Origin of the sequence: Streptomyces sp. MB09-01 (assembly GCF_033794505.1) — a bacterium.
Classification (GTDB): domain Bacteria; phylum Actinomycetota; class Actinomycetes; order Streptomycetales; family Streptomycetaceae; genus Streptomyces.
On the sequence record NZ_JARAYQ010000203.1, the window covers coordinates 1 to 16,088 of the forward strand.

Consider the following 16,088-nt stretch of genomic DNA (forward strand, 5'->3'; position numbering starts at 1 on the left):
CTGTATTTGTTTATCAGGTTCCGGCGCCTGGCTGCTGCTGGTGGCGAGGTTGCGCGCCGGGCCTCCGGCGAACCAGCTCCCCGGAGGCCCGGCGCGCAACCTCGCCACCAGCAGCAGCCAGGCGCTCACCACACCGAATCAGCCCAACCCCCCGGCCACGCAGGCAACGAGGCGCCATCAGCCCCGCCACCAGATCCCGACCCAGCCGGCAGTCTCGCCGCGCCAGCAGCAGCTCCGGCAGCGCCTAGACCGCGGCACCCAAAGGCAGCCCGGTACACGCCACGTCCCGACCGCGACCCCGCGGCGGCCCAGCGACGCGTCCCTGAGCCACAACGAGGAACGGGAGTTGAACATCCGTCGCCGTCGTCAGCGCCGCTCATGAAGAAGAAGTTCAAGGGGTGGCTGGCCGGCATCGCGGGCCTGCTCGGCCTGGCGCTCGTTCTGCTGGCGGCCATCGGAGCCCACGTGGCCGGCCTCGGCCAGAGCGAAGCCGAGGCCGCCGCAGCGGCAGCCAGCTGCCCCGCTGGCGGCCAGCCCGGCCTCGACCCGGACACTGCCGAGATAGCCCGCAAGGTCAAGGCGATGCTCGCCGGGAGCGGCGACGTGAACGTCCCCGGCCTCGACGAGCCCACGAAGCAGATCCCCAACGCCAAGGTCATCGTCGCGACCGGCATCCAGAAGCGGGTGCCGGCCCGCGGCCAGGTCGTCGCCCTCGCCACCGCCCTCCAGGAGTCCACCCTTATCAACCTCGACCACGGCGACCGCGACTCGCTCGGCCTGTTCCAACAGCGGCCCTCCCAGGGCTGGGGAACCCGCGAGCAGATCATGGACCCCGTCTACTCCTCCGGGAAGTTCTACGACGGGCTCGTGAAGATAAAGGACTGGGAACAGATGCCCGTGACCGTGGCCGCGCAGAAGGTCCAGCGGTCCGGCTTCCCCGACGCGTACGCCAAGCACGAGCCCCTCGCGACCGCCCTCCAGCAGGCCATCGCCCCAACCCTCGGCGCTGCTCCCGTCGGCCCGATGCCGGGGCAATCCGGTCTCGGCGGCGGCTTCGGCCCGGGAAGGTGCGCCGGACAGGGCGCCGGCCACGTCGACTTCGGGAAAATCCCGCCCGGCTCGTTGCCGGAGGGCTACCAGATCCCGGCCAACGCGCCGATGCAGGTGCAGACCGCGATCCGCTGGGCGCTGGGCCAGCTCGGCACCATGTACCAGTGGGGCGGCAGCTGCACCAACCCCCACGGCAGTGACCCATCCGAGCGCTGCGACTGCTCCTCTCTGACCCAGCGCGCGTACGGAGTGGCCGGCAAGGAGATCACCCGCACCACCTACACGCAGATACACGACGGACGAGCGGTCCCGGTCGGCGCCATTGCTCCCGGCGATCTGCTCTTCGCCCGGGGCACGGCTGACGCCCCTGAGCACGTAGCCATGGCCATCGGATACGGCTACGTCGTGCATGCGCCCCGGACAGGCCGGCCCGTCTCCGTGGTCCAACAAGGGGAACTCGGCCCCATCCTTGTCGTCCGGCGCATCGTCGGCTGAAACGGCCTGTGCCCGCCCCGAACATCTTGGGGCGGGCACAGGACGGCGGTCAGCGCTGGATGGTCACGCAGGGCCGCTCGCTGCGATGCTCGAACCTGGAGCAGATCCGGTCTCCGTGCCGGTAGGACTTGTTCACCGGCCAAGCGACGACCTCGAACTTGTGCCCGCCGTACTCCACCGACTCGGTGGCCTTCCAGGACCCCACGGTCTGTACGCGCTTGCTGCCCCGCAGCAGGAAGGTCTCGGCCCGGGCGCCCGGGTACCAGCCGTTCAGGGTGGCCCGTACTTCCTTCACCTTCAGGCCTTCGCCGATCACGCCGACGCCCACCGGGCCCTTGTCCGCTCCACCGCTCGCCAACGCCGGAGTCGTACCGGCCAGCAGCAGAGCGGCCGCAGTCATGTAGATCGCTTTCCTCATGACGAGATCAACGGCGCCGACGCCGTGAAGGGCACTGGCCAGTCCCGGCCGAACCCGCCAGGCACCCCTCATTCGTCAAGGGATGGCAAAGCGTTCGGACGCGATGTCTGGATCGGCCTCGAATTCTTACTTGGTCCAGGTGAAGGGCTTCTTCCCACCCTCCTGGAGGCACCGTGCACGACACCGCCCCGTCCCAGCCGACCTCGGTCCGGTCGACATGAGCCTGCCGGACCTGCCGGTCGACGCGCTCCTCGCCCAGCTCCAGGCCGTCATGAGCGCGGCCGTACCGTACCTCGTCGCCCTCAGCGTTCTCGGGGCGGCGGTCTGGGTGTGGGGGACGATCCGGCGCGCGGCGCTCGTCCGGGAAGCGCTCGCCGATCGAGTCCAGGTCGAGGTGATCCCCACCAGCACGTTCGACCCCGGTGAAGGCGAAGTCAGCCGCTGGGCCCGCCAGCTCGGACGCGTGCACTACGCCGCCGACGGTGTCCCGGCCCGCGGATCGGCGGTGCGCCTGCGGTACACCGCCGTGGAGGGACAGATGCGCTGCTACATCGAAGGCCCGGCCGCCGCGGCCGCGATCCTGAACATGCCCGGCTTCGCCGAGGTCGAGGTCCGAACCCAGCACGGCCAGGCCGACATCCGACCCGTCCGCTTCAACGGCCCGGGAGGAACGACGTGACCGCCGTCATCTCCCTCGCCAAGCCGGCGCCGACGACTACCGCCCAGGCGAGCGCGCGCCGGTACGTCCAGCGCGCCGAGCTCGCCCTGGGCCTGCCCGACTACAAAGCCCTCGCCTCCCTCGGCCTGAGCCCCGACCCGCTCCAGCAACTGGCCGCGGCCATGGCCTCCGTGCGCACCGAGGACGGGGAGAAGGCGGAGGCGGTCTTCGACCTCGTCCCCGTCTCCGAGCAGCGCCTGGCCCGCCGCCGACGCCGCCTGATGGCCCGGGCCGCCCGCCGGGGCCCGTCCGCGTACGGCGAGCGCCTCACCAGCGGCCTCGGCGGAGGCGGCTTCTGGGGCTCGGCGACCTCCGCTTGGTCCGGCGGTGCCGACGCTTCCAACCGCTCCGAGCGGATCCCGCGGCAGACCGACCTGCGCGACGGCGTCGGCAAGCTCGAACCGTCCGCCGGGGCGGTGTTCGCCGTGCAGATCCTGCTGCGTACCGAGGCCGCCCACCCGCAGCTGGCCCTGGCCCGGATGCACCAGCTGATCGCCGCGCTGTCAATGACCTCGGGGGAGAACTACCTCAAGGCCCACCGGCCCCGCCGATGGGCGATCGGCAAGTTCGAGCGCCGGTTCGCGAGCGGGGAGTTCGCCCCGCATCGCCGGCAGTGGCTGACGGTGCCCGAGCTGGCCGGCTGGCTCAAGCCGCCGACGGTGAAGTGCACCGCCTCCAGCGTGGTCCGCACCGGCGGCCTGGTCCCGCCGGCCCCGGCCGACCTCCCCGTCTACACCGGGCAGCGCGACCTGATCCCGCTCGGTGCCGTGGTCTACCCCGACGGCCGCGAGCGGATCGCGGGCGCCCGGGTCCAGGACCTCCTCTTCGGCCTCCAGCTCGGCAAGGCCGGCCACGGCAAGACGGAAGAAGCCCTCGTCCAATGCATCGCGATGGCGCACTCCGGCTACGGCTGCTGGTTCCTCGACCCGCACGGCGAGGGCTGGGCCCGCGCGAAGCCCTACCTCGCGCACCCGGAGATTCTCGACCGGATCTGGGAGATCAACCTCGCCAAGGCCGCCCCGGACCAGCCCGTCGTCTCCTGGAACCCCTTGTCGATGGAGGGCCGCCCCCTTTCCGACGTCCAGGACATCGTCCGCTCCGTCACCGAGGGCATCGCCGCAGCGCAGGACTGGGGCGACAACGCACCCCGCGCCCGGACCATCCTGGCGCGTGCCTCCCAGGCGCTGGCCCTGCTCAACCTCCAGGCCGTCCAGGCCGGCCACCCCGAGGCGCAGTGCACGCTCTTCCAGCTGCGCACCTGGCTCACCGACGAGGACTGGCGCGAAGGACTCCTGCGCAAGCTGCCCGACCGTGTCCGCGCGTACTGGGAGCTGACCTTCCCCAAGCTCGGCCCCGATGCGGTGCCGACCGTCACCTACGCCATCGACCGCCTCGACACCTCGCAATCCCTCCAGGGCTTCTTCGGCAGCCCCCGCTCCGCGTACGACGTCCGGCACGCCATGGACACCGGCAAGGTTGTCTTCGTCTGCCCGTCCGGCAGCGAGAGCGATGCCCTGGTCAGCTGCCTGCTCATCCACGACCTGCACCGCGCCGGCCTCTCCCGGCAGGACACCCCGCGCGAGCAGCGGAAGACCTTCTGGGCGTGGGGTGACGAGCTCACCACACTCGACTCCTCCAGCAAGGGGTTCCTCGCCGCCATCGCCGAGCAGCTGCGCAAATATGAGGTCCGCTTCATCGGCATGACGCAGATGGTGCTCCGGCTCTCCGCCATCACCCGCCAGGCCCTGCTGCAAAACCAGAGCTGGCTCAGCGCCTGCGCCGCGGACTACGACGAGGCCGCCTTCGTCGCCAAGAGGTGGAACGGCCACGTGAGCCCCGAGACGATCACTGAACTGCCGAAGTACCACTACGTGATGTCCGTGAACCTCAACGGCGCCAGGACCACGCCCTTCCGGGTCCGCGGCCTGCCCGTGGACGAGGTCTTCGCGCACTACAAGACCCCGGCCGACGTCCCCGCTCTCGACCAGGCGATCGACAACAACCTCAACCGCCGCCCGCTCGGCGACATCCTCGCCGACCTGGAAGAGCTCGACGCCGTCGTCCTCGCCCACCACACCGGCCGGCGCCCCGGCGGCCCGAGCGCCGGCGACCCCACCAGCGTCATCGACTAGAAGAAGGGGAGCACCCCATGCCCTACCCGCACTCCGCCCCCACCGGGCTGGGCTCAGTCGCCCAGCAGGCCGCCCAGGTCCTCTATCAGCACCGTCTGGTCTCAACGATGCAGCTTCACCGACTCGTCACCCCGCACCACACCCGCTCCGAGTTTCTGCGCCGCCAGCTTCACACCCTCCGCCAGGCCGGCTTCGCCGAGGCCGTAGGCCGGCGCAGCGCCGGCCAGACACAGCTGCTGTGGTGGCTGACGGAGAAGGGGGCGCAGTCCGTCGAGGCCGTGGGCGTGCTCCAGCCGCGCGCGTACCGGATGAGCCCGGAGGCCGCGCTCGGCCCGCTCCAGGAGCACACCCTCGCGGTCGTCGAAACCGGAGCCGCCTTCGTCGAGCACGCGCGCCGCCTCGGCCACGAGTGCGGCCCCCTGGACTGGTCTCCTGAGATCGCCCACTACTACCGCGACGAATCCCGCCCGGGGGAGGAGCTGTGCCTCGTCCCGGACGCCGTCCTCAACTACGTCCACACCCAAGGCAAGCAGCGCACCCTGCTCACGTTCTTCGTGGAGGTCGACCGCACCCAGATGACGATCGCCCGCCTCGCCCAGAAACTGCACGCGTACGCCGCCTACCACGAGTACGCGCCCCAGCCCCAGACAGCCAAGGGCAACCGCGGCCCCCGGCGCCAGGCCGCGACGCCGGCCTGGCGCTACCGATACCCGGCGTTCCCCCGACTCCTACTCGTACTGACCGGAGCCTCCGAGGACCGCCTCGCCCGCCGAATCGCCGACCTGCGCAGCCTCGCCGCCAGCGACCCCGCACTCGCCTCCACCGCGCTGCGTGTCGGCGTCACCACCCTCGACCAGCTCCGCAACCACGGCCCCTTCGAGCCCGTCTTCACACCGGTCCTCGGTGGAGCCGAACCTGTTGACGCCTGGCTGTCAGGGCCTCTTGTCCGCGCCGCCTGATCCTGGAGGAACAACCCAGAAAAGACGGATACAGGGGGGTTCGCGCCGTGCCTGGCGTGGAGACCGTGCTGCGAGCGCTCCGTGGTTTGTGGAGCACGTCATCCGCTGGATGGTCGGTGGCTGAGGTTTTCGGGGGCAGCCCCCGAACCCCCGGCTCGGCATGTTCCCGCCCCGCCCTAGGGGGCGTGTCGGGCCCACGCGGAGCGGTGAGCATTCGGGCCGGTGCAAACGAGACCCCACGATGTGGCCGATGAGCGTGTCGTTTTAATGGTGGCGTGGCTGAGGTCAGAGGTGGTGCAGGTGGCCACTGACCGCAGTCGTTAGACGACCTCGCCGTTGGGGCGCGCATTCGGTGGTGCAGGTTCGAACGGGGTAGGTACGGCAGCAGCGTGAGGGTTGCTCACCCTAGGGCCTGCTGCCGAGGACGTTGGGAACTGGCTGCATCGCGAACAGCCGCGTCACAGCAAGCTGTCGACTGACCGCTGGCGTGTGTGTTGCTGTCTCTTAGTAAGAGAGCGCGACTTCAGCACCTCTCTGACCTGCATCTTTTCGTGGCCTAGCAGTCCTGGCGGACACACTTGGGGGTCAAATCTGTTAACCCAGCCATGACACTTCCCTTCAAAACTTAACGTGACGGAAAGCCAGAAACCTGGGTGAGGCCTATGGAGAAAACCCAGGCCAGAGAGGTGCACAGACCTCCGCACTACCCGCGAGATGGATGCGGAGGGACGGGCCAGATTGGGCATGTGTGTCGCGAGGACTCGCGAAACTTAACCGTAAGGCAAGTTATGGCTCCGATCCGCGTCGGAACTTTCGCTGGGGGAAAGTCCTGCTGCGTGTCGCACCCGCTACCCGTGAAGCCCCCTCGATGAAGCCCTCAGAACTTAACCTGGTAGAAAGTTCCGGATGTGGAGGGGCGCCGAAACTTTCCGTGGTGGAAAGTTCCGGCGCCCCTCCATGGACGCGCCCCGCGACTTGCATAGGCGACGCGCCGTCAAAACTTAAGCTGACGGAAACTTTTGGGATAGGCTCCCTCTGCCTGAACAGCAGAGGAGGGCTCAGTGACGCCTGAACCGCCGGCGCGAGCACAGCGCCGGCCCAACCAGACCCCGCCCGCCGAGGGGCCCAAGAACGGCGACGATGTCCTCGACGACATCGTCAGCCTGCTGGCCGGCCACATCGGGCACACGCCGAACGTCGCCCCTGCACCCGCCAGGCGCAGGGCGACCCGTGGGGGGCCCAAGGTCCAGATCCATATCGACTACAGCGACACTGACCCTCGCAGCATCCACACCATGGCTGGCGAGATCGGCTACAGCATCACCTCCAACTGGTTTGCCCAGTGGATGGCCAAGCTGCTTGTGGCCGGAGTCCTCTCCCGATCCCGGGCCGCAGTCTTCCTGTTCGTCGCTGGCGGACAGAAGAAGGGCACCGGTATCGCTTCGTACACCCAGCAGCAGATCACCGACGGACTCAACGAGTTGCTGGACGACATTCCCGGCGCCAAGAGGATCACGCGTCCGACTGTCAACAAGGCCGTCCGGACGCTCATCGAGTGGGGCTGGTTGGAGAGTGCTGGCTACGGCCGCATCCGCCTGAACGTCACGCTCTGGTTCGCTGGTAACAGCGGCGAGCAGAAGAACGTCTTGGAGGAGATCGCTTCAGACCACGGGGATGAGCCCGAAGCCTTCCCCCACAAGGTCGGCCCGAAGTACCTGCCGGGCCAGCAGATGCTTGACTTTGAGGAAACGCCTGCCAGGGGAGCGGCGGGGTGACCTGCGCCTGCATATCTCGACGACACGACCAAGGAGACCCCACCCGATGCCCAAGCCTGTGATGTCCCCACTCGTGACCGAACGGATCTGGGCGCTTCCGATCGGTGCGGCCGCGGTGAAGTTCCTGTCCTACCTGGTCTTTCGCAGTGAGACCGGTACGGGCAACCTGCCCTCGCAGCAGGCGATGTCGGCCGAGTACAAGGTCAGCCCGGCAGCCGTGAGCAAGCTTCTGGACCCCCTGTTCGAGCTGAACGTGGTGCTGCGTACACCCAGTGAGCGCAGTCGACGCGCCAACAGCTACAGCCTGCATCCGCTTGCCGCCCGATACGAGAGCGCTGAGGCCATGGACGAGGCCTTCGCTCAGGCTCTGGAAGACATGCGCTCGGGCAAGCTCATGCCCTTGAAGCTGCCCGAATACCAGACCGTTCCACCCGTGCAGGGAACCCCCAAGCTCCGCAGCGTCGCATAGCCAAGAGCAAGAAGAAAGCCCCCACCGCGCGGTGGGGGCTTTCTTCTTGCTCTTGGCTATGCGACGCTGCGGAGCTTGGGGGTTCCCTGCACGGGTGGAACGGTCTGGTATTCGGGCAGCTTCAAGGGCATGAGCTTGCCCGAGCGCATGTCTTCCAGAGCCTGAGCGAAGGCCTCGTCCATGGCCTCAGCGCTCTCGTATCGGGCGGCAAGCGGATGCAGGCTGTAGCTGTTGGCGCGTCGACTGCGCTCACTGGGTGTACGCAGCACCACGTTCAGCTCGAACAGGGGGTCCAGAAGCTTGCTCACGGCTGCCGGGCTGACCTTGTACTCGGCCGACATCGCCTGCTGCGAGGGCAGGTTGCCCGTACCGGTCTCACTGCGAAAGACCAGGTAGGACAGGAACTTCACCGCGGCCGCACCGATCGGAAGCGCCCAGATCCGTTCGGTCACGAGTGGGGACATCACAGGCTTGGGCATCGGGTGGGGTCTCCTTGGTCGTGTCGTCGAGATATGCAGGCGCAGGTCACCCCGCCGCTCCCCTGGCAGGCGTTTCCTCAAAGTCAAGCATCTGCTGGCCCGGCAGGTACTTCGGGCCGACCTTGTGGGGGAAGGCTTCGGGCTCATCCCCGTGGTCTGAAGCGATCTCCTCCAAGACGTTCTTCTGCTCGCCGCTGTTACCAGCGAACCAGAGCGTGACGTTCAGGCGGATGCGGCCGTAGCCAGCACTCTCCAACCAGCCCCACTCGATGAGCGTCCGGACGGCCTTGTTGACAGTCGGACGCGTGATCCTCTTGGCGCCGGGAATGTCGTCCAGCAACTCGTTGAGTCCGTCGGTGATCTGCTGCTGGGTGTACGAAGCGATACCGGTGCCCTTCTTCTGTCCGCCAGCGACGAACAGGAAGACTGCGGCCCGGGATCGGGAGAGGACTCCGGCCACAAGCAGCTTGGCCATCCACTGGGCAAACCAGTTGGAGGTGATGCTGTAGCCGATCTCGCCAGCCATGGTGTGGATGCTGCGAGGGTCAGTGTCGCTGTAGTCGATATGGATCTGGACCTTGGGCCCCCCACGGGTCGCCCTGCGCCTGGCGGGTGCAGGGGCGACGTTCGGCGTGTGCCCGATGTGGCCGGCCAGCAGGCTGACGATGTCGTCGAGGACATCGTCGCCGTTCTTGGGCCCCTCGGCGGGCGGGGTCTGGTTGGGCCGGCGCTGTGCTCGCGCCGGCGGTTCAGGCGTCACTGAGCCCTCCTCTGCTGTTCAGGCAGAGGGAGCCTATCCCAAAAGTTTCCGTCAGCTTAAGTTTTGACGGCGCGTCGCCTATGCAAGTCGCGGGGCGCGTCCATGGAGGGGCGCCGGAACTTTCCACCACGGAAAGTTTCGGCGCCCCTCCACATCCGGAACTTTCTACCAGGTTAAGTTCTGAGGGCTTCATCGAGGGGGCTTCACGGGTAGCGGGTGCGACACGCAGCAGGACTTTCCCCCAGCGAAAGTTCCGACGCGGATCGGAGCCATAACTTGCCTTACGGTTAAGTTTCGCGAGTCCTCGCGACACACATGCCCAATCTGGCCCGTCCCTCCGCATCCATCTCGCGGGTAGTGCGGAGGTCTGTGCACCTCTCTGGCCTGGGTTTTCTCCATAGGCCTCACCCAGGTTTCTGGCTTTCCGTCACGTTAAGTTTTGAAGGGAAGTGTCATGGCTGGGTTAACAGATTTGACCCCCAAGTGTGTCCGCCAGGACTGCTAGGCCACGAAAAGATGCAGGTCAGAGAGGTGCTGAAGTCGCGCTCTCTTACTAAGAGACAGCAACACACACGCCAGCGGTCAGTCGACAGCTTGCTGTGACGCGGCTGTTCGCGATGCAGCCAGTTCCCAACGTCCTCGGCAGCAGGCCCTAGGGTGAGCAACCCTCACGCTGCTGCCGTACCTACCCCGTTCGAACCTGCACCACCGAATGCGCGCCCCAACGGCGAGGTCGTCTAACGACTGCGGTCAGTGGCCACCTGCACCACCTCTGACCTCAGCCACGCCACCATTAAAACGACACGCTCATCGGCCACATCGTGGGGTCTCGTTTGCACCGGCCCGAATGCTCACCGCTCCGCGTGGGCCCGACACGCCCCCTAGGGCGGGGCGGGAACATGCCGAGCCGGGGGTTCGGGGGCTGCCCCCGAAAACCTCAGCCACCGACCATCCAGCGGATGACGTGCTCCACAAACCACGGAGCGCTCGCAGCACGGTCTCCACGCCAGGCACGGCGCGAACCCCCCTGTATCCGTCTTTTCTGGGTTGTTCCTCCAGGATCAGGCGGCGCGGACAAGAGGCCCTGACAGCCAGGCGTCAACAGGTTCGGCTCCACCGAGGACCGGTGTGAAGACGGGCTCGAAGGGGCCGTGGTTGCGGAGCTGGTCGAGGGTGGTGACGCCGACACGCAGCGCGGTGGAGGCGAGTGCGGGGTCGCTGGCGGCGAGGCTGCGCAGGTCGGCGATTCGGCGGGCGAGGCGGTCCTCGGAGGCTCCGGTCAGTACGAGTAGGAGTCGGGGGAACGCCGGGTATCGGTAGCGCCAGGCCGGCGTCGCGGCCTGGCGCCGGGGGCCGCGGTTGCCCTTGGCTGTCTGGGGCTGGGGCGCGTACTCGTGGTAGGCGGCGTACGCGTGCAGTTTCTGGGCGAGGCGGGCGATCGTCATCTGGGTGCGGTCGACCTCCACGAAGAACGTGAGCAGGGTGCGCTGCTTGCCTTGGGTGTGGACGTAGTTGAGGACGGCGTCCGGGACGAGGCACAGCTCCTCCCCCGGGCGGGATTCGTCGCGGTAGTAGTGGGCGATCTCAGGAGACCAGTCCAGGGGGCCGCACTCGTGGCCGAGGCGGCGCGCGTGCTCGACGAAGGCGGCTCCGGTTTCGACGACCGCGAGGGTGTGCTCCTGGAGCGGGCCGAGCGCGGCCTCCGGGCTCATCCGGTACGCGCGCGGCTGGAGCACGCCCACGGCCTCGACGGACTGCGCCCCCTTCTCCGTCAGCCACCACAGCAGCTGTGTCTGGCCGGCGCTGCGCCGGCCTACGGCCTCGGCGAAGCCGGCCTGGCGGAGGGTGTGAAGCTGGCGGCGCAGAAACTCGGAGCGGGTGTGGTGCGGGGTGACGAGTCGGTGAAGCTGCATCGTTGAGACCAGACGGTGCTGATAGAGGACCTGGGCGGCCTGCTGGGCGACTGAGCCCAGCCCGGTGGGGGCGGAGTGCGGGTAGGGCATGGGGTGCTCCCCTTCTTCTAGTCGATGACGCTGGTGGGGTCGCCGGCGCTCGGGCCGCCGGGGCGCCGGCCGGTGTGGTGGGCGAGGACGACGGCGTCGAGCTCTTCCAGGTCGGCGAGGATGTCGCCGAGCGGGCGGCGGTTGAGGTTGTTGTCGATCGCCTGGTCGAGAGCGGGGACGTCGGCCGGGGTCTTGTAGTGCGCGAAGACCTCGTCCACGGGCAGGCCGCGGACCCGGAAGGGCGTGGTCCTGGCGCCGTTGAGGTTCACGGACATCACGTAGTGGTACTTCGGCAGTTCAGTGATCGTCTCGGGGCTCACGTGGCCGTTCCACCTCTTGGCGACGAAGGCGGCCTCGTCGTAGTCCGCGGCGCAGGCGCTGAGCCAGCTCTGGTTTTGCAGCAGGGCCTGGCGGGTGATGGCGGAGAGCCGGAGCACCATCTGCGTCATGCCGATGAAGCGGACCTCATATTTGCGCAGCTGCTCGGCGATGGCGGCGAGGAACCCCTTGCTGGAGGAGTCGAGTGTGGTGAGCTCGTCACCCCACGCCCAGAAGGTCTTCCGCTGCTCGCGCGGGGTGTCCTGCCGGGAGAGGCCGGCGCGGTGCAGGTCGTGGATGAGCAGGCAGCTGACCAGGGCATCGCTCTCGCTGCCGGACGGGCAGACGAAGACAACCTTGCCGGTGTCCATGGCGTGCCGGACGTCGTACGCGGAGCGGGGGCTGCCGAAGAAGCCCTGGAGGGATTGCGAGGTGTCGAGGCGGTCGATGGCGTAGGTGACGGTCGGCACCGCATCGGGGCCGAGCTTGGGGAAGGTCAGCTCCCAGTACGCGCGGACACGGTCGGGCAGCTTGCGCAGGAGTCCTTCGCGCCAGTCCTCGTCGGTGAGCCAGGTGCGCAGCTGGAAGAGCGTGCACTGCGCCTCGGGGTGGCCGGCCTGGACGGCCTGGAGGTTGAGCAGGGCCAGCGCCTGGGAGGCACGCGCCAGGATGGTCCGGGCGCGGGGTGCGTTGTCGCCCCAGTCCTGCGCTGCGGCGATGCCCTCGGTGACGGAGCGGACGATGTCCTGGACGTCGGAAAGGGGGCGGCCCTCCATCGACAAGGGGTTCCAGGAGACGACGGGCTGGTCCGGGGCGGCCTTGGCGAGGTTGATCTCCCAGATCCGGTCGAGAATCTCCGGGTGCGCGAGGTAGGGCTTCGCGCGGGCCCAGCCCTCGCCGTGCGGGTCGAGGAACCAGCAGCCGTAGCCGGAGTGCGCCATCGCGATGCATTGGACGAGGGCTTCTTCCGTCTTGCCGTGGCCGGCCTTGCCGAGCTGGAGGCCGAAGAGGAGGTCCTGGACCCGGGCGCCCGCGATCCGCTCGCGGCCGTCGGGGTAGACCACGGCACCGAGCGGGATCAGGTCGCGCTGCCCGGTGTAGACGGGGAGGTCGGCCGGGGCCGGCGGGACCAGGCCGCCGGTGCGGACCACGCTGGAGGCGGTGCACTTCACCGTCGGCGGCTTGAGCCAGCCGGCCAGCTCGGGCACCGTCAGCCACTGCCGGCGATGCGGGGCGAACTCCCCGCTCGCGAACCGGCGCTCGAACTTGCCGATCGCCCATCGGCGGGGCCGGTGGGCCTTGAGGTAGTTCTCCCCCGAGGTCATTGACAGCGCGGCGATCAGCTGGTGCATCCGGGCCAGGGCCAGCTGCGGGTGGGCGGCCTCGGTACGCAGCAGGATCTGCACGGCGAACACCGCCCCGGCGGACGGTTCGAGCTTGCCGACGCCGTCGCGCAGGTCGGTCTGCCGCGGGATCCGCTCGGAGCGGTTGGAAGCGTCGGCACCGCCGGACCAAGCGGAGGTCGCCGAGCCCCAGAAGCCGCCTCCGCCGAGGCCGCTGGTGAGGCGCTCGCCGTACGCGGACGGGCCCCGGCGGGCGGCCCGGGCCATCAGGCGGCGTCGGCGGCGGGCCAGGCGCTGCTCGGAGACGGGGACGAGGTCGAAGACCGCCTCCGCCTTCTCCCCGTCCTCGGTGCGCACGGAGGCCATGGCCGCGGCCAGTTGCTGGAGCGGGTCGGGGCTCAGGCCGAGGGAGGCGAGGGCTTTGTAGTCGGGCAGGCCCAGGGCGAGCTCGGCGCGCTGGACGTACCGGCGCGCGCTCGCCTGGGCGGTAGTCGTCGGCGCCGGCTTGGCGAGGGAGATGACGGCGGTCACGTCGTTCCTCCCGGGCCGTTGAAGCGGACGGGTCGGATGTCGGCCTGGCCGTGCTGGGTTCGGACCTCGACCTCGGCGAAGCCGGGCATGTTCAGGATCGCGGCCGCGGCGGCCGGGCCTTCGATGTAGCAGCGCATCTGTCCCTCCACGGCGGTGTACCGCAGGCGCACCGCCGATCCGCGGGCCGGGACACCGTCGGCGGCGTAGTGCACGCGTCCGAGCTGGCGGGCCCAGCGGCTGACTTCGCCTTCACCGGGGTCGAACGTGCTGGTGGGGATCACCTCGACCTGGACTCGATCGGCGAGCGCTTCCCGGACGAGCGCCGCGCGCCGGATCGTCCCCCACACCCAGACCGCCGCCCCGAGAACGCTGAGGGCGACGAGGTACGGTACGGCCGCGCTCATGACGGCCTGGAGCTGGGCGAGGAGCGCGTCGACCGGCAGGTCCGGCAGGCTCATGTCGACCGGACCGAGGTCGGCTGGGACGGGGCGGTGTCGTGCACGGTGCCTCCAGGAGGGTGGGAAGAAGCCCTTCACCTGGACCAAGTAAGAATTCGAGGCCGATCCAGACATCGCGTCCGAACGCTTTGCCATCCCTTGACGAATGAGGGGTGCCTGGCGGGTTCGGCCGGGACTGGCCAGTGCCCTTCACGGCGTCGGCGCCGTTGATCTCGTCATGAGGAAAGCGATCTACATGACTGCGGCCGCTCTGCTGCTGGCCGGTACGACTCCGGCGTTGGCGAGCGGTGGAGCGGACAAGGGCCCGGTGGGCGTCGGCGTGATCGGCGAAGGCCTGAAGGTGAAGGAAGTACGGGCCACCCTGAACGGCTGGTACCCGGGCGCCCGGGCCGAGACCTTCCTGCTGCGGGGCAGCAAGCGCGTACAGACCGTGGGGTCCTGGAAGGCCACCGAGTCGGTGGAGTACGGCGGGCACAAGTTCGAGGTCGTCGCTTGGCCGGTGAACAAGTCCTACCGGCACGGAGACCGGATCTGCTCCAGGTTCGAGCATCGCAGCGAGCGGCCCTGCGTGACCATCCAGCGCTGACCGCCGTCCTGTGCCCGCCCCAAGATGTTCGGGGCGGGCACAGGCCGTTTCAGCCGACGATGCGCCGGACGACAAGGATGGGGCCGAGTTCCCCTTGTTGGACCACGGAGACGGGCCGGCCTGTCCGGGGCGCATGCACGACGTAGCCGTATCCGATGGCCATGGCTACGTGCTCAGGGGCGTCAGCCGTGCCCCGGGCGAAGAGCAGATCGCCGGGAGCAATGGCGCCGACCGGGACCGCTCGTCCGTCGTGTATCTGCGTGTAGGTGGTGCGGGTGATCTCCTTGCCGGCCACTCCGTACGCGCGCTGGGTCAGAGAGGAGCAGTCGCAGCGCTCGGATGGGTCACTGCCGTGGGGGTTGGTGCAGCTGCCGCCCCACTGGTACATGGTGCCGAGCTGGCCCAGCGCCCAGCGGATCGCGGTCTGCACCTGCATCGGCGCGTTGGCCGGGATCTGGTAGCCCTCCGGCAACGAGCCGGGCGGGATTTTCCCGAAGTCGACGTGGCCGGCGCCCTGTCCGGCGCACCTTCCCGGGCCGAAGCCGCCGCCGAGACCGGATTGCCCCGGCATCGGGCCGACGGGAGCAGCGCCGAGGGTTGGGGCGATGGCCTGCTGGAGGGCGGTCGCGAGGGGCTCGTGCTTGGCGTACGCGTCGGGGAAGCCGGACCGCTGGACCTTCTGCGCGGCCACGGTCACGGGCATCTGTTCCCAGTCCTTTATCTTCACGAGCCCGTCGTAGAACTTCCCGGAGGAGTAGACGGGGTCCATGATCTGCTCGCGGGTTCCCCAGCCCTGGGAGGGCCGCTGTTGGAACAGGCCGAGCGAGTCGCGGTCGCCGTGGTCGAGGTTGATAAGGGTGGACTCCTGGAGGGCGGTGGCGAGGGCGACGACCTGGCCGCGGGCCGGCACCCGCTTCTGGATGCCGGTCGCGACGATGACCTTGGCGTTGGGGATCTGCTTCGTGGGCTCGTCGAGGCCGGGGACGTTCACGTCGCCGCTCCCGGCGAGCATCGCCTTGACCTTGCGGGCTATCTCGGCAGTGTCCGGGTCGAGGCCGGGCTGGCCGCCAGCGGGGCAGCTGGCTGCCGCTGCGGCGGCCTCGGCTTCGCTCTGGCCGAGGCCGGCCACGTGGGCTCCGATGGCCGCCAGCAGAACGAGCGCCAGGCCGAGCAGGCCCGCGATGCCGGCCAGCCACCCCTTGAACTTCTTCTTCATGAGCGGCGCTGACGACGGCGACGGATGTTCAACTCCCGTTCCTCGTTGTGGCTCAGGGACGCGTCGCTGGGCCGCCGCGGGGTCGCGGTCGGGACGTGGCGTGTACCGGGCTGCCTTTGGGTGCCGCGGTCTAGGCGCTGCCGGAGCTGCTGCTGGCGCGGCGAGACTGCCGGCTGGGTCGGGATCTGGTGGCGGGGCTGATGGCGCCTCGTTGCCTGCGTGGCCGGGGGGTTGGGCTGATTCGGTGTGGTGAGCGCCTGGCTGCTGCTGGTGGCGAGGTTGCGCGCCGGGCCTCCGGGGAGCTGGTTCGCCGGAGGCCCGGCGCGCAACCTCGCCACCAGCAGCAGCCAGGCGCCGGAACCTGATAAACAAATACAG

At 69.0% G+C, this 16,088-nt stretch carries 14 protein-coding genes and 1 pseudogene; 7 read left to right on the plus strand and 8 right to left on the minus strand.

What is annotated here, in order from left to right:
• The first annotated feature begins 378 nt into the window (after nt 1–378).
• On the plus strand, nt 379–1,545 hold the full coding sequence (locus tag PV721_RS31825) for a C40 family peptidase (protein WP_319730446.1): 1,167 nt from the start codon (nt 379–381) through the stop codon (nt 1,543–1,545).
• A 49-nt stretch (nt 1,546–1,594) separates the two neighbouring features.
• Here PV721_RS31825 and PV721_RS31830 read toward each other — a convergent pair whose 3' ends face one another.
• Nucleotides 1,595–1,945 (minus strand): hypothetical protein, encoded by a 351-nt coding sequence (locus tag PV721_RS31830; protein ID WP_319730448.1) that lies wholly within the window; start codon nt 1,943–1,945, stop codon nt 1,595–1,597.
• A 235-nt stretch (nt 1,946–2,180) separates the two neighbouring features.
• On the opposite strand from PV721_RS31830, the gene PV721_RS31835 reads away from it, so the two are divergent.
• From PV721_RS31835 to PV721_RS31855, 5 genes are all read left to right on the plus strand, one after another.
• On the plus strand, nt 2,181–2,642 hold the full coding sequence (locus PV721_RS31835) for a hypothetical protein (RefSeq protein WP_319730452.1): 462 nt from the start codon (nt 2,181–2,183) through the stop codon (nt 2,640–2,642).
• Entirely contained in the window at nt 2,639–4,813 is a 2,175-nt protein-coding gene (locus tag PV721_RS31840) for an ATP/GTP-binding protein (RefSeq protein WP_319730455.1), read from the plus strand. The genes PV721_RS31835 and PV721_RS31840 overlap by 4 nt, the downstream gene beginning before the upstream one ends.
• A gap of 17 nt (nt 4,814–4,830) precedes the next feature.
• Nucleotides 4,831–5,772 carry a replication-relaxation family protein gene (locus PV721_RS31845; protein WP_319730457.1) on the plus strand — a complete coding sequence of 314 codons (942 nt, stop codon included), beginning with the start codon at nt 4,831–4,833 and terminating at the stop codon, nt 5,770–5,772.
• Between the two features lie 1,061 nt (nt 5,773–6,833).
• Nucleotides 6,834–7,547, plus strand: a complete 714-nt coding sequence (locus PV721_RS31850) for a hypothetical protein (protein WP_319730460.1) — start codon at nt 6,834–6,836, stop codon at nt 7,545–7,547.
• A 46-nt stretch (nt 7,548–7,593) separates the two neighbouring features.
• Nucleotides 7,594–8,016 (plus strand): hypothetical protein, encoded by a 423-nt coding sequence (locus tag PV721_RS31855; RefSeq protein ID WP_319730462.1) that lies wholly within the window; start codon nt 7,594–7,596, stop codon nt 8,014–8,016.
• Nucleotides 8,017–8,072: 56 nt separating this feature from the next.
• Here the strand turns inward: PV721_RS31855 and PV721_RS31860 are convergent, their stop codons facing one another.
• From PV721_RS31860 to PV721_RS31880, 5 genes are all read right to left on the minus strand, one after another.
• Nucleotides 8,073–8,495, minus strand: a complete 423-nt coding sequence (locus PV721_RS31860; RefSeq protein WP_319730462.1) for a hypothetical protein — start codon at nt 8,493–8,495, stop codon at nt 8,073–8,075.
• Nucleotides 8,496–8,541: 46 nt separating this feature from the next.
• Nucleotides 8,542–9,255, minus strand: coding sequence for a hypothetical protein (locus PV721_RS31865; RefSeq protein ID WP_319730460.1), 714 nt, complete (start codon nt 9,253–9,255; stop codon nt 8,542–8,544).
• Between the two features lie 1,061 nt (nt 9,256–10,316).
• Complete coding sequence (locus PV721_RS31870) at nt 10,317–11,258, minus strand: replication-relaxation family protein (RefSeq protein ID WP_319730457.1); 942 nt, start codon at nt 11,256–11,258, stop codon at nt 10,317–10,319.
• A 17-nt stretch (nt 11,259–11,275) separates the two neighbouring features.
• Nucleotides 11,276–13,450 (minus strand): ATP/GTP-binding protein, encoded by a 2,175-nt coding sequence (locus tag PV721_RS31875; protein WP_319730455.1) that lies wholly within the window; start codon nt 13,448–13,450, stop codon nt 11,276–11,278.
• On the minus strand, nt 13,447–13,908 hold the full coding sequence (locus PV721_RS31880) for a hypothetical protein (RefSeq protein ID WP_319730452.1): 462 nt from the start codon (nt 13,906–13,908) through the stop codon (nt 13,447–13,449). The genes PV721_RS31875 and PV721_RS31880 overlap by 4 nt, the downstream gene beginning before the upstream one ends.
• Nucleotides 13,909–14,143: 235 nt before the next feature.
• On the opposite strand from PV721_RS31880, the gene PV721_RS31885 reads away from it, so the two are divergent.
• Nucleotides 14,144–14,494, plus strand: a complete 351-nt coding sequence (locus tag PV721_RS31885) for a hypothetical protein (RefSeq protein WP_319730448.1) — start codon at nt 14,144–14,146, stop codon at nt 14,492–14,494.
• Nucleotides 14,495–14,543: 49 nt separating this feature from the next.
• Here the strand turns inward: PV721_RS31885 and PV721_RS31890 are convergent, their stop codons facing one another.
• Together PV721_RS31890 and PV721_RS44100 are read right to left on the minus strand one after the other, a co-directional pair.
• Complete coding sequence (locus tag PV721_RS31890) at nt 14,544–15,710, minus strand: C40 family peptidase (RefSeq protein ID WP_319730446.1); 1,167 nt, start codon at nt 15,708–15,710, stop codon at nt 14,544–14,546.
• Nucleotides 15,707–16,088, minus strand: a pseudogene (locus tag PV721_RS44100) (hypothetical protein); the annotation flags it as partial. The pseudogene PV721_RS44100 and the gene PV721_RS31890, both read right to left, overlap by 4 nt.

Bases quoted from the DNA above. Each gene is read 5' to 3' on its own strand.
- PV721_RS31825 (WP_319730446.1), top strand. From the start codon at position 379: ATGAAGAAGAAGTTCAAGGGGTGGCTGGCCGGCATCGCGGGCCTGCTC.
- PV721_RS31830 (WP_319730448.1), bottom strand. From the start codon at position 1,945: ATGACTGCGGCCGCTCTGCTGCTGGCCGGTACGACTCCGGCGTTGGCG.
- PV721_RS31835 (WP_319730452.1), top strand. From the start codon at position 2,181: ATGAGCCTGCCGGACCTGCCGGTCGACGCGCTCCTCGCCCAGCTCCAG.
- PV721_RS31845 (WP_319730457.1), top strand. From the start codon at position 4,831: ATGCCCTACCCGCACTCCGCCCCCACCGGGCTGGGCTCAGTCGCCCAG.
- PV721_RS31855 (WP_319730462.1), top strand. From the start codon at position 7,594: ATGCCCAAGCCTGTGATGTCCCCACTCGTGACCGAACGGATCTGGGCG.
- PV721_RS31860 (WP_319730462.1), bottom strand. From the start codon at position 8,495: ATGCCCAAGCCTGTGATGTCCCCACTCGTGACCGAACGGATCTGGGCG.
- PV721_RS31870 (WP_319730457.1), bottom strand. From the start codon at position 11,258: ATGCCCTACCCGCACTCCGCCCCCACCGGGCTGGGCTCAGTCGCCCAG.
- PV721_RS31880 (WP_319730452.1), bottom strand. From the start codon at position 13,908: ATGAGCCTGCCGGACCTGCCGGTCGACGCGCTCCTCGCCCAGCTCCAG.
- PV721_RS31885 (WP_319730448.1), top strand. From the start codon at position 14,144: ATGACTGCGGCCGCTCTGCTGCTGGCCGGTACGACTCCGGCGTTGGCG.
- PV721_RS31890 (WP_319730446.1), bottom strand. From the start codon at position 15,710: ATGAAGAAGAAGTTCAAGGGGTGGCTGGCCGGCATCGCGGGCCTGCTC.